12 protein-coding genes are annotated in these 12,650 nt (G+C 35.7%); 8 read left to right on the top strand and 4 right to left on the bottom strand.

Translation table 11 applies throughout. The features are described from left to right. The first annotated feature begins 3 nt into the window (after nt 1-3). The gene (locus CRS_RS22730) at nt 4-1,467 is read left to right on the top strand and encodes a RagB/SusD family nutrient uptake outer membrane protein (protein WP_142726236.1); all 1,464 of its coding nucleotides are present in this window, start codon (nt 4-6) and stop codon (nt 1,465-1,467) included. Nucleotides 1,468-1,786: 319 nt separating this feature from the next. On the opposite strand, the gene CRS_RS22725 is transcribed toward CRS_RS22730, so the two are convergent. Together CRS_RS22725 and CRS_RS22720 are read right to left on the bottom strand one after the other, a co-directional pair. Further along, on the bottom strand, nt 1,787-2,299 hold the full coding sequence (locus CRS_RS22725; RefSeq protein ID WP_142726235.1) for a hypothetical protein: 513 nt from the start codon (nt 2,297-2,299) through the stop codon (nt 1,787-1,789). A 67-nt stretch (nt 2,300-2,366) separates the two neighbouring features. Then, complete coding sequence (locus CRS_RS22720; RefSeq protein ID WP_142726234.1) at nt 2,367-2,882, bottom strand: DUF305 domain-containing protein; 516 nt, start codon at nt 2,880-2,882, stop codon at nt 2,367-2,369. Nucleotides 2,883-3,140: 258 nt separating this feature from the next. Here CRS_RS22720 and CRS_RS22715 point away from each other — a divergent pair, with 258 nt between their 5' ends. Then, on the top strand, nt 3,141-4,178 hold the full coding sequence (locus tag CRS_RS22715) for a serine hydrolase (protein ID WP_142726233.1): 1,038 nt from the start codon (nt 3,141-3,143) through the stop codon (nt 4,176-4,178). Between the two features lie 86 nt (nt 4,179-4,264). On the opposite strand, the gene CRS_RS22710 is transcribed toward CRS_RS22715, so the two are convergent. After that, nucleotides 4,265-5,380, bottom strand: a complete 1,116-nt coding sequence (locus CRS_RS22710) for an acyltransferase (protein WP_142726232.1) — start codon at nt 5,378-5,380, stop codon at nt 4,265-4,267. Nucleotides 5,381-5,567: 187 nt separating this feature from the next. Between CRS_RS22710 and CRS_RS22705 the strand changes: the two genes are divergently transcribed. The 5 genes from CRS_RS22705 (at nt 5,568) to CRS_RS22685 (ending at nt 9,541) form a co-directional block, all read left to right on the top strand. Next, nucleotides 5,568-6,629 carry a sensor histidine kinase gene (locus CRS_RS22705; RefSeq protein ID WP_228451329.1) on the top strand — a complete coding sequence of 354 codons (1,062 nt, stop codon included), beginning with the start codon at nt 5,568-5,570 and terminating at the stop codon, nt 6,627-6,629. Next, nucleotides 6,622-7,317, top strand: coding sequence for a LytTR family DNA-binding domain-containing protein (locus CRS_RS22700; protein ID WP_142726231.1), 696 nt, complete (start codon nt 6,622-6,624; stop codon nt 7,315-7,317). Before CRS_RS22705 ends, CRS_RS22700 begins: the two co-directional genes overlap by 8 nt. Before the next feature lie 376 nt (nt 7,318-7,693). Further along, nucleotides 7,694-8,251, top strand: coding sequence for a hypothetical protein (locus CRS_RS22695; protein WP_142726230.1), 558 nt, complete (start codon nt 7,694-7,696; stop codon nt 8,249-8,251). 79 nt (nt 8,252-8,330) lie between these two features. Then, nucleotides 8,331-9,050: an ABC transporter ATP-binding protein gene (locus CRS_RS22690; protein ID WP_142726229.1), complete on the top strand. Its 720-nt coding sequence runs from the start codon at nt 8,331-8,333 to the stop codon at nt 9,048-9,050. After that, nucleotides 9,050-9,541: a hypothetical protein gene (locus CRS_RS22685; protein ID WP_142726228.1), complete on the top strand. Its 492-nt coding sequence runs from the start codon at nt 9,050-9,052 to the stop codon at nt 9,539-9,541. Before CRS_RS22690 ends, CRS_RS22685 begins: the two co-directional genes overlap by 1 nt. Before the next feature lie 199 nt (nt 9,542-9,740). Here CRS_RS22685 and CRS_RS22680 read toward each other — a convergent pair whose 3' ends face one another. Beyond that, complete coding sequence (locus CRS_RS22680) at nt 9,741-11,684, bottom strand: SPFH domain-containing protein (RefSeq protein ID WP_142726227.1); 1,944 nt, start codon at nt 11,682-11,684, stop codon at nt 9,741-9,743. A gap of 444 nt (nt 11,685-12,128) precedes the next feature. Here CRS_RS22680 and CRS_RS22675 point away from each other — a divergent pair, with 444 nt between their 5' ends. Continuing rightward, the gene (locus tag CRS_RS22675) at nt 12,129-12,566 is read left to right on the top strand and encodes a hypothetical protein (RefSeq protein WP_142726226.1); all 438 of its coding nucleotides are present in this window, start codon (nt 12,129-12,131) and stop codon (nt 12,564-12,566) included. Nucleotides 12,567-12,650 lie beyond the last annotated feature (84 nt).

Genomic DNA, 12,650 nt, shown 5'->3' with positions numbered 1-12,650 from the left:
GGAATGAACAAAATAAAATATTTTATTGCAGCGGTAACTATAGGTTTTATTACTACCAGCTGTGCCAATGATCTCAACACGTTACCGGAAGGAGATATTTCCGGGGAACAGCTAAATAACGACGCTAACAGCCCGGAAAAAATACTGGGCGGAATCTATCTTGATCTTCGCAGCAACGGGGCCGGCGGTACTACGGTTCACTCAGATTTCGGAATCATGGGAATCAAAGCGGGTGCTGATCTGATGTCTAACGATGTCATCCAGTCGACCAACCAGCATTTGGGAATGTTTTATAATTATGAAGCCACCAATGCCAGCAATATTGCTTCTGAAATTGTGTGGACCACTTTTTATGCCAGAATATTTGTGATCAACAAACTGCTTGACGGTTTGGATAAAAATGCCAATGCAAAAAACAGAGCCATCGCAGGACAGCTGCTTGCTTTGAGAGCTTATTCCTACTTTTATCTGGTTCGTTTTTATGCTCATGATTATAACGGACATCAGTCTGAACCGGGACTTCCACTGGTTCTTACTGCCAGTAATCCAGGCCAGGGTCTTCCAAGATCAACAGTTGCTGAGGTGTATGCACAGATCAAAAAAGATATTGTGGAATCCGTTTCACTTTTGGATAGTTACTCACGTCCGTCCAGAGCCCAGATCGATCAAAGAACTGCCAAGGCGATTGCAGCCGAAATATTCCTGGAAACAGGAGATTATATCAAAGCAGCCCAATACGCAGGGGAAAGTAAGCAGGGAGTTGCCCTTATGACTGAAGACGACTATACTACTACCGGATTTTCCAACATCAATAATCCTGAGGTAATATGGGGTTTTCATAATACAATTTCCACCATGAGTATCGGAAATTATTATGCCTCTTTCTTCTCGATGTTTGATAATACCAATGAAGGCTATGCAGGAGCAGCGCAGATCCGTAAGCTGATAGACAAACGCCTTTATGAAGCTATTCCGGCCACAGATTACCGTAAAAAAGTCTTCAATGGAAGCCAGAATGCAGCATATACCTTTAATGGAAAAACTAAAAATTATCCGCCGTACGTAAGCTGGAAGTTTAAAGATCCTACCCTTTTTGAAGGAGATTATATTTACATCAGGGCTTCTTCTCTTTATTATATTCAGGCAGAAGCCCTGGCCAGACAGGGAAGAGAAGCAGAAGCAAGACAGGTATTATTTGATATTACTTCAAAAAGAGATCAGGCTTATACCCTATCTACCAAGTCAGGCAGTGAACTGATCAATGAAATTATTCTGCAAAAAAGAATAGAACTCTGGGGAGAAGGCTATGCCTGGTTCGATATGAAAAGATTAAATATCCCATTAGAGCGTATATACACAGGAACCAACCATACTTTTGGAAGATTCAATCTGACACCGGATAAATTCAGGTTCCAGATTCCTAACAAAGAGATTAATAATAACCCACAAATCAAGCAGAATGAGTAGATAAACAAAAAACAATTTTACATTCAAATATATTCAGTGACGAGGCATCATTTATTTGTAAATGGTGCCTTTTTTATTGACTAAAGTAAGGTGCTGATATTTTTTTGACTTTTACTTGCTAAAATCTTTGATTTTTCACGCCTTAAAATTATACATAGAATTAAAAAAGCTTTGCGATTTTCCAAAAAAACACAAATAAGAAAGGTATAATTGGAAACGCAAAGACGCAGAATTCTATGAAGAAGGCTGATATAAGGCGCAAGGATTTTATCTGCAATAAAATTGAATACTGTCTATTTTCAAATCTCTTGCAGATTCTTTATTTTATAACAATATCAGATTTGTAATGATCTTTCACTAGCTCACCATTTTTATATAACCTCTGGTTAACCACCTTTCCTTTTTCATTAAAGTAAAGCCATAAAGCATTTTTTCTTCCTAAAGAATCCAGACGTCCCATTTCTTTCGGCATTTTGTTGTTATGAAGAATCTGAACAGGATATAATCCTTTCAGGTCTTTCAGGGAATCCATTTTATCCGGGATCAGTTCAGCGTCGTTCCCAATTTTGAAAGTGTATTTTTTTCCTTTATCACTTTTTAAAATTATTTCATTTCCAGATATCTCATATTTACCTTCTGAGAAAGGAGCAGTTACGATCTGATCATAGCTTATACGTTCAGTTTTTAAAAATTCGAAAATTCCGTTTTTGATAAAAAGTGTATAGCTTCCATTACCTGACTCCAATTCGGCATATTTCGGATATTCTTTATCTTTTTTACAGGAAATAACAGAGAAAACAAGTACAGAAAGACCAATAATTTTAATTTTCATGGAAACTAAATTATTAAAATATTCTGAATAGAATAATAATATCCTTATTATTTATAGTATTCCCATCCTACCTTTTTTCAAATTCTCTGAGCTTATGTTTCATCAATCGGATTTCTTCGGATTGGGTTCTAAGGATATTTTTCTGCAGCGTAATCAGCTGAGGATCGCTGAGATGGGCTTTTTCAGACATTAAAATAGCGGCGGCGTGATGGGGAATCATACTTTTTACAAACTGTCTGTCATCTACATTCATCTGTTCCCTGATTCCGAACCATGAAAAAACACCTGTTGCCACAGCAATAACTACGATGGCCCAGTTTATTGCTCTGCTGGTATACATCTTTCGCATGATCCACAATTCAATAAGAAGCATCGCTGAGGTCATCAGCAGTGTCATATATAGATTATTAATATTTGAAATAAGATTCCGAAGGCTGTCTATCATCGCATACATAATGATATACATGACGCAGAACATTATAAAAGCCATCAGCACAAATTGTCTGTACATTGAAGAGGGCTCTGAATGCTTTTCAGCGTTTCCGGAAGAAAATATTCCATGTTTATGCTGTGTATTTTCCATAAAAAAGAAATTTAATTGATTATCATTTCTGAATAGCACAGTCAAACAAGTCAAACATTATTGAATAGCAGCTGATCCTGATAATATTCAAAAACTAAGTATAAAAGTAAGTATATTTATACGGTGGGTTTATGCTTGTACTCATACGGATTGACGAAAATATTATTTGTTCAATCCTGAGAAAAAGATATATTTGGAAACTTAAATCTTTGGACAACCGTTCAGAGTATTTCAATTTTCAGTAATACAGCATAAGTAATGACCAAAATACAATTATTTTTCACAGGTATATTTTCTACACTGTTAGCTATTACCGTAACAGCTCAGAAAAAAGACATATATATTGATAAAATTGACAGTATTATAACGGCTTCCAGTCCCATAGCGTTCAATGGTGTTGTTTTGGTTGCCCAAAAAGGAAAAATACAATATCTGAAATCCAATGGGTATAAAGATTTCGAAAAGAAGATTCCTCTGAAAACAGATGATCAGTTTGAAATCATGTCCAATTCAAAGCAGATTACCGCTGTTTTGATCTTGCAGGCTGCCGAACAGGGAAAACTGAATCTTCATACTCCTGTCAAAAAATATCTTCCCTCCCTTACCCAAACCTGGGCTGATACTGTGACGGTGCATCATCTTCTGAATCACACCCATGGAATCACAGACATTGAAAAGCCAGCAGCTTTCAAGGCCGGTTCTCAGTTCAAATATGGAAATCTTTCTTATATGCTTTTGGGAAAAATCCTTAAAAACACAACAGGGAAAAGCTTTACAGAATTGGCTCAGACACTTTTCAGAAGGCTTAAAATGGACAAAACAACGGTATACGATGCAAAAAATAACTTATCCGTTGTCCCAGGTTATATGAACGGGAACAATACGTTTGAAAAAGTAAAGGAAACCTTCCTGAATGATGACATAGCACCCGCCGCAGGCGTCATTTCCACGGTACTGGATCTGGCAAAGTGGGATCAGGCATTATTTAAAGGAAAACTTCTCTCACCTGAATTTCAAAAAAAGATGATGACACCTTCCACAACCTCTCAACACAATGTTTTCGGGAAGGAAAGTATGGGATTCGGGTATAATATAAGATTTATCAAAGAGGCAGGGCTGGATTATTATGCAGTAACGGGTCTTGGAGATGGCTTCACCTGCCTTAACACCTATTTTCCTTCCACAGATACTACTCTCATTATTCTTGAAAATCAAATGCCTGAAAACCGTGAATACTGGAGTTTCAAAGAAGCTGCGATAAAGAATGCCGTTCTGAAAGTAATCACGCCTAAATAGCCCAAAACTATTAAAAAGTATCTGCCAAACGCTTTTAAAATAAACAGCATTCAATTTTTGAAAATCAATCCCGAAGATGGTAGATATTATACAATTCTTTTTAAAGCCTTTGTTTTAAGAACAGAGAAAGGTTTTTCTATCACAAACCTGTAGAATACGCCTCCAAGTATACAAGTAAAAAGACATACAATAAGACTTATATTGTCTGATGTCTCAAGTTTAAAATAATCAAATCCTTCCTGTACGAGATGAATAATTCCTTTATGCGAAAGATAAACAGCATAAGATAAAGCTGCCAGCTGAGCAGTAATATAAGATTTTGTCCGATACAGGAAAGATGATGGAGAAACTGCTGCCATCAGAATAAATCCAAAACTTACAGCTACCAACGTAAACCCGAATATGGAAGCTGTTTTTGAAGCCTGTTCATTACATACCCAGAAAGATATTCCCAACAGTACAATTCCCAAAAAGAAAAGTCTGTTTCCATTGGCTTCAACCGTTTTTTTGAATCCTGAAGAATACTGCATCAAATATCCGGTCAAAACACCTATCCCAAGCCCATCAAGCCTCGTATGAGTAGGATAATATATTTTCATATACCATAGTTTCCAGAAATCCGGGGAAGCAGTGTCCGTTCCTATGATAAATTCATTCCATGCGATTACTCTGGCCGTCATAGAAAAGCCTATAACAGCAATTATAAAAACCACAAAATATCTGAACAGTCTTGTGGGGATTAATATTAAAAGCAGCAAAGGAAGAATAAGATAAAACTGTTCTTCGATACACAATGACCATGCATGGGAGAATGTCCCTCTGCTGATCACATCCAGACCATAATTCTGGGTAAAAGTAACAAACTTCCATATGGGAGATAAAGCTTCTCTTTCTCTGAAAAAGGGAAATGTAAAATACAGAAAAACCGTAAAAAAGTAAGCAGGAAAAATCCTGAAAAACCGTTTGATATAAAATGTTTTCAGACTGATTTTTCTGTTGCACTCATTTTCTTTAAACAGCTGGCTGGAAATCAGAAAACCGCTTAACACAAAAAAAAGATCCACTCCCGTCCATCCGAATCTTCCTATACTGTCAATCCAGCCGGGATGTTTAAATGCCCGGTAATGATACAGCAAAACCAGTATAATAGCAACAGTTCTCAGATGATCCAATCCGTATAGCCTTTCAGAATTTTCTTTCATTATTTTTTTAAGGCAAATATTGATAAATTTCAATCTGTTTTCCAGCATCCGGTTCATATACAGCATTATTTAATTCCGACAGCAAAATTTGCAGTCTGCATTATGAATAGGGTCATCCGCCATTATTTTAAATCATTTGGCATATCTTTTCCCTGATCTGGCTTCAGATTTTATATTTTTGACAGTGATGAAAATCAAATCAGAAAATCAGACCAGACAAACACTCTCTTTCCAGCTGCTCTTCTGGACGGCTCTTTTTGTATTCGGAACGGTAAGAATATATGGTGAATATGATGGTGAAATTTCCAAAGAGATGATCATTTATAATTTTTGCCACTGGATTTTCCAGATTGTGGGTGCCAACTTCATTTATTTTTTTTTGATTCGCTGTTTTTTTGACAGGAAAAAGTATCTTGAATTTTCAGTCTATCTTATTTTATGCCTTTATACAATTTCTGTCATCAACCGTTTTTTTATTGTCTATATAGCTGAACCCCTGTTCACCAGTGAAGACAAAGACAGCTTACTCGATATTTTTACAGATATTCCTTACCTTCTTCTTCACTATACCTTTCCTATTATCAGCGGAGCATTTATCTTTATCTCGGTTATGTTTATTATACGGTATAAGGACGAAAAAGAACATACTGTCCAGCTGCAGAAGGAAAAAACAGAGCTGGAACTCCAATCCCTCAAATCCCAGCTCAATCCACATTTCCTGTTTAATACCCTGAATAATATTTATTCGCTGTCAATAAGCCATTCTGATAAAACTTCCCAATCCATCAGCCAGCTTTCGGATATGCTGGATTATATTTTATACAATGGACAGAAGAAGTGGGTCCGAATTTCCGATGAAATGGATATTATCAAGCATTATATTGCCCTGGAAAAACTAAGGTATCCTGATGAAAGATTAAAAATTACAATGCATATTGCTTTACCCTCAACAAATACTATTCCTCCCCTGCTTTATCTTACTTTGGTTGAGAATACCTTTAAACATGGTGCCGGAAAAAATCCGGAAACAACAGAAATAAAAATTAACCTGAAAACAGATCAGCAGTATTCTGTTTTTTCCATTGAAAATACATTCACAGATCATCTGAAAGATCATGAAAAAGGAATCGGACTGCAAAATATAGAAAGGCAATTACAATATCATTATCAGGGCAATTTCACCTTCCGGGTTTCAAATAAAAACAATATTTTTAAAGTTGAAATAACAACGCCTGCTCATTATGATTAACTGCATCATTGTAGAGGACGAACCTTTGGCTGCGTCATTACTACAAAACCATATTTCAAAAATTCATGACCTGAAGCTGCTCGGAACAGCTCAAAATGCCATGCAGGCTTATAAATTATTACAAAAACAGACCATCGACCTGATGTTTCTGGATATCCAAATGCCCCATCTGAACGGAATTGATTTTTTAAAATCATTACCTCATAAACCGGGAACTATTTTTACTACAGCTTACCGCGATTTTGCTCTCGAAGGCTTTGAACTGGAAGCGGTAGATTATCTCCTGAAACCAATTACTTTCGAACGCTTTTTCAAAGCTGTGGAAAGGATACTGAGAAATACATCTCCCCACAAAGAAGACTTTATCCTGATCAAAACAGAAGGCATCCATCGGAAACTTTCCCTTTCCGAGATCGTATATTTTGAGAGCCAGGGAAATGACATCAAAGCGGTACTGGCTACCAAAGAAAGTTTTGTTTCAAAAAGTAAAATTACCGATCTGGAAAAAATAGTATCCGGTAAAGGCTTTGTAAGAATACACAGGTCTTTTATCATCAATTCGGCCTTTATCACAGGCTTCAATAATCATGAAGTTCTTGTCAGCAGTCATTATATTCCTGTGGGAAGAAGTTATAAGCAGGAGTATGATGCGTGCATAGCTTCTATTTCCAAAAACAAACTGTTGTAAGCTCATAAAGAATTTAGCATGGAATGCATAGCTGTTTTCTGCATTTTGATTGGGAAAACCTTATTTTTAACATTTATTTTAAATTAATTTTTAATTCAACTTTATTTGATTAATTTTCAATCTGTTTTTCAATACATTACATTAAATCAATACTGTACATTTGTGTGAATCTGAAAAGAGCAGCTGTTTAAAAAAAATAAATAATCCAATGATTAACAACCCATTAAACAAACAATACAATCTATAGCAGCAACAGATCATTCCATATGAATATTAAAAAAAAATGTTACTTTTGCTTGAACGAATAAAATTGCGTTTTAGCTTTTTTATTAGTAAGTTTATGTGCACCAATTTATAAAACATTAAAATTCACTCCATGAGAAAAATAATTCTACTTATTACATGTATGTTCGGTATTTCAGTTTTCTCCCAGATTAAAGTGTTGAAAAGTGAAAGTTTGGTGGAAATTGGTAAAGATAATTCCGTTGGTCTGTATAAAAAGGAAGATAAATTTACTGTCAATTACCAGGATCTGAATACCAGTAACCTGAATACGATCCGGTCATTTTCTTTCCAGAATATTAATGGAGATGTTGCCGGATTGTTTAAGCTGATCATGGATGGATTTATCTCTGTTCCTGATGAGAATATTGTACTGGAACTTCCTAATGATATCATCGAGCTTCATTACGAAAAGAACTACGGTCAGCAGACGGTACAGTTTATTCAGGTGATCAACAAAAACAGAAAATATATTGGAAAGTCACAGTTTTTAACACAAAAACAGGTGGAGAAAATTTTTGGCAGAACCAATGGAAAATATGCTTTATATGATAAACCTGCCACTATTATTACTCCCGCTAAAGGAACGGCAAATACAGCCTCTAGTGCAGCACCTGCAACAGGGGGAGCCAAGAAAAAATCAAAAAAATAATGATATTTTATAAATATTGCGAAACTCATTCCAACGAATGAGTTTTTTTATTTTATTTTTGCACAAAGACATTAAACATATGCCGCTTCAGATAATCAATTTAACCAAAAAATTTGGTGAACAGACTGCCCTTGACAACATCAACATTTCTATTGATAAAAACGAAATCATTGGTCTTCTCGGCCCGAACGGTGCCGGAAAATCTACCCTGATGAAATCTATTGTCGGTGCACTGAAAATTGACCAGGGAGAAATCATTTTTAACGGCTTAAATATTTCCGATCATGAGATTGAAAGCAAAAAGAAAATAGGCTTTCTTCCTGAAAACAATCCGCTTTATCTGGAAATGTACGTAAAAGAATACCTTCAGTTTGTTGCCAATATCCATAAGATCCCTGATTCCAGAGTTGATGAGGTCATTGAACTGGTAGGAATTACCCCTGAAAAATCTAAGAAGATCGGACAGCTGTCAAAAGGATATAAACAGCGAATAGGGCTGGCACAGGCTATTATTCATCAACCGGACTTACTGATTTTAGATGAACCTACGAATGGTCTGGATCCTAATCAGATCATCGAAATCCGTAATGTAGTAAAAGAAATCGGACAACAAAAGACTGTTTTGTTATCCACTCACATCATGCAGGAAGTGGAAGCGCTTTGCTCCAGGGTAATTCTTATTCATAAAGGAAATATTCTTCAGGACTGTCCTATTGATGAGTTCAAAGGTAAATTTGAAAGCCTGGAAGATGCGTTTGCGAGTTATACGCAGAGTTTTGAGGTTAGGCTTGAAGATTAATGATGAAGACAAAATTTACTTTTAAAGCATTGTTAATACCATTACTCTTAATTCTTATTTTATATCTCATTATCTTAATTATTCCTGAAATTTTTATTACAAAAAATTTTAGTACACCTTTATTTCCAAGAATATTTATACCGACTATACTTATCTTTTCGTTTGTATTACTTTTTTTTGGAGAACTAAGAACTAAATGTATCAGTATAACAATAAACCAAAATGATATTTTTGTAAAAAAATTTTTCGGACTTCTAACTAAAACTCATAAAATTTCTGAAATAGAGGGTTGGAAATATAGCCATTTGACAGGCAAAGGAGGAACCTATGAATATCTTTATTTATACAAAGCAGGAACGAAAGTTTTAAAAATATCACAATTCTACCATAAAAATTATTTTAAGGTAAAAAATCACATCCAAAGAAATTTCAAGTATTTGGGCTATGAAAAGCTATCTTATATTGATGAGTTCAAAGAAATATTTAAATAATTTTTTTCATAATCTATTTTTAACCAAAACAAATTATTACTAGGAACTTTATCTTATATTCAGTTCCATTGGGATGCACACTACGCAAATCCAGTTTGATAATTGCAAAAAAAGAATTTCTTAATAAAATAAAGGCTTTCACTTTTAAAAATGAAAGCCTTTATTTTATTATTAAAAATTGACTTGGGATTATTTCACCTTAAGGCTTGGGATTACTATCCGTTTTTGCGTCAATGTCATCTTCCGTTTCTACACTTTTCCTCTGAATCTGTTCCAAAAGCTGAAGTCCCAAAAGTCCGCTTATGCCTCCATTCGCTGAATCTCCGTTACCTCCTATTAATACTTCAGGCATTATTCTTACATTCTGGCTGGCTATATTTTCCATAATTTTCAATTGGGTAAAGTTATTTCCACCCATTGCTTCTACAGATAATTTGTAAGCTTCAGCATTAGACTTACCGATGGCCAATATCTTTTCTGCTTCAGCATTACCTGTTAATGAAATCTGTTCAGCACTTGCTTTTGCCAGCAATTCTATTTTTTCGGCTTCAGCTTTTGCCAAAAGTCTCGTTTTTTCTGCTTCACCTGTTGCCAGAAGTTTCAGTCTGTCTCCTTCCGCATTAGCCTGCAATCTTACAGAATTGGCATCTCCTGTTGCTTTTTTAACGGATGCATCAGCAATTCTTTCCGCAATCACTACCCCTTGATCTGCTTTTACGATTTCCTTTTGCATATCAGCTACCGCCGTCTCCTTTTCCAAAGCCTGACGGGTTTCCTGAGCCAGCATTTCGGTTTCATAAGTAATTTTCTGTTCTTCCGCCAGTTTTCTGTCTGTTAAAGTTTTCATCAGGCTTTCCGGTGGAACAATGGCTCCTATTAAAGTATCAACAGCATTGACGTTGTATTGTTCCAAAACACTGCTGATGTGATCTTTTGCTGATTGCTGTCTTTCTTTTCGGGTTCCCAAAAATGCAATTACATCACTGTCTTGTGCCGAGTTTCTGAAATAGTTACCAATAGTAGGTTCCAAAACCTGGCTTACAAGATTGATCATATTTCCAAAACGGGCAATCACTTTCGGAGCTTCATAAGTGGGAATATGAATGATCTGAGAAACATCCAGATTGAAAGGGAAACCATCTTTACTTCGTACTGTAATCGTTGAAAGATTTTTATCAAGCTGATGAGATTCACTTCTTTCATAAGCCCAGTTCAATACCAGATTGGTGGTAGGAACAAGCTCAACTTTCATAATGTAAGGATTAATTGGATATTTTCCTGGACCAATAGGTTCTGCCCAAACTCCCTTATGCCCCTTCTCTACAATATTTCCATGTTTAAAATCAACTCCGCTTAAATCTTTTCCTTCTTCTCCTACATAGCTGATAATTACTCCAACATGGCCAATCGGAATCTCTGTCATTTTCACCATTTCGACTTTTGTAAACCAGGGATTCAGAAAGTATGATCCTGCAAGAATTACCTGCTCCTGAAGACCTTTATACCCACCGTTATTCAAAAAAGTATCAACATCCTGAAACTTATTATGATCATTGATAATTTTACCCGCAATCTGACCTTCTTCCAAAGGACTTCCTTCCATTGTTGTGATGATTCCCACTGCATTATCAGGTATCTGAGTCATATCCGTCAGTTCTATCTCAAACAATAATGTATTGATTCTGTAAGATCCCGGTGCTATAATTGCAGTCTGGCGGCCTTTTCTTCCCCCTTTTTTTAAAAAAGCTTCAGCATCCTGAAAAGAATCACAATCTACTTTTCTGCCTAAAATCCTTCCGGTTTCCAGCTCTATACCGTCTTTTGCCAATAAAAGACCTATTTTTCCGGTCGGAATCACGGTGAAAGACTGAAAATCAATAGAATATTGCCATATCCATTTTCCGAAATAAACGCCGGGTGCTAATGTCTGTGCCTGAAAGCCTGCTTCTCCATTAGTTGCAATGATTCTACCTTCCGGAAGTTCCTGCTTACCGACCAGTACGAATTTCTTGGTCACCAAACCGATTTTGTCCTGAGGAACAATGATTAACCCAAAGAAAATTCTCAAAATGAATTTGTAAAAAAGTACGCATAAAAGCGCCATTACGGCCGGAATCATCCAGCCATGAAAACCTAATTCCATAGTTTGTTTTGTTTTTTAATTAAATTTTAAAACAGGGATTGTGCTCTGATTCTTCAGAATACGAAAAAACAGAGTACGAATTATGTGATAATTCTTTCGAAAAAAATTAAGAAATTACAGGAGGAGATGTATTAAAAATCGTGAAGATGATTTCTGATACTTTTAATAGAAAAAACTTAAAGTTAATTAGTTTCATTTTGATAATAAAGGAACGAGATCCTTTGATGGTACAAATGTACATAAGAAAAGTAATCCGTTGTTTTAGAAACTGACAATATTTTACCAATACAACAATAACAAATTGAAAATCAGTATTATTATTTTCTAAAAATACGCATCCGGCAGTTGTAAAAATCTAATTTTCAGCACTATATATTTATATTCTAAATTAAAAATGGCTTTATATTTGATAGAATCTAAAATGTTAACCAATAACCACTCAATATGATAAAGCATATTTTATTAAGAACCTTGTGCTTCGCTCAGTTTTCTTTCGCGTTTGCCAAAGAAGTTCCGAATCTGAAAACAGATCGTTTTATAACCACTTCTGTAACCCAGCAGGTACCCAAAACGGTAATTATTAAAACCAAAAAGTTTAAGGTCAGAATCGACAAACAGCCGAATGGTAAGTACCTTTACCAGTCGTGGAATGCCAATGCAAAGATCACTTCAAAGCCCAGCATGATCATCAGCGACGGAGAGCTGATTCCTGACGGTACAGGAGGAAACTACTATATTAACTTCAATAATGAAGGACACAGCTATCAGATCTGGAGAAATTATCTTACAGACTCTCCGAAAAAAGCCCCTTATACATTGGTTGTAAATGATGCGAATGACCGTGAAATTGTGCGTCAGGACGGATATGTGGTTAAAAATTAAGAGACCTAAAGGCTGAAAGCTGGAGGATAGAAGCTGGAAGTTATATAGCCTGTCTATTCAGATTCACCTTTTATAAAACAGAAA

The organism is Chryseobacterium sp. ON_d1 (assembly GCF_006829085.1).
Classification (GTDB): Bacteria; Bacteroidota; Bacteroidia; order Flavobacteriales; family Weeksellaceae; genus Chryseobacterium.
The sequence above is the reverse complement of the archived record's forward strand: the minus strand, read 5'-3'. Positions and strand labels throughout refer to the sequence as shown.

Coding starts and splice junctions, on each gene's coding strand:
- CRS_RS22730 (WP_142726236.1), top strand. CDS start 4: ATGAACAAAATAAAATATTTTATTGCAGCGGTAACTATAGGTTTTATT.
- CRS_RS22725 (WP_142726235.1), bottom strand. CDS start 2,299: ATGAAAATTAAAATTATTGGTCTTTCTGTACTTGTTTTCTCTGTTATT.
- CRS_RS22720 (WP_142726234.1), bottom strand. CDS start 2,882: ATGGAAAATACACAGCATAAACATGGAATATTTTCTTCCGGAAACGCT.
- CRS_RS22715 (WP_142726233.1), top strand. CDS start 3,141: ATGACCAAAATACAATTATTTTTCACAGGTATATTTTCTACACTGTTA.
- CRS_RS22710 (WP_142726232.1), bottom strand. CDS start 5,380: ATGAAAGAAAATTCTGAAAGGCTATACGGATTGGATCATCTGAGAACT.
- CRS_RS22705 (WP_228451329.1), top strand. CDS start 5,568: ATGAAAATCAAATCAGAAAATCAGACCAGACAAACACTCTCTTTCCAG.
- CRS_RS22700 (WP_142726231.1), top strand. CDS start 6,622: ATGATTAACTGCATCATTGTAGAGGACGAACCTTTGGCTGCGTCATTA.
- CRS_RS22695 (WP_142726230.1), top strand. CDS start 7,694: ATGAGAAAAATAATTCTACTTATTACATGTATGTTCGGTATTTCAGTT.
- CRS_RS22690 (WP_142726229.1), top strand. CDS start 8,331: ATGCCGCTTCAGATAATCAATTTAACCAAAAAATTTGGTGAACAGACT.
- CRS_RS22685 (WP_142726228.1), top strand. CDS start 9,050: ATGATGAAGACAAAATTTACTTTTAAAGCATTGTTAATACCATTACTC.
- CRS_RS22680 (WP_142726227.1), bottom strand. CDS start 11,684: ATGGAATTAGGTTTTCATGGCTGGATGATTCCGGCCGTAATGGCGCTT.
- CRS_RS22675 (WP_142726226.1), top strand. CDS start 12,129: ATGATAAAGCATATTTTATTAAGAACCTTGTGCTTCGCTCAGTTTTCT.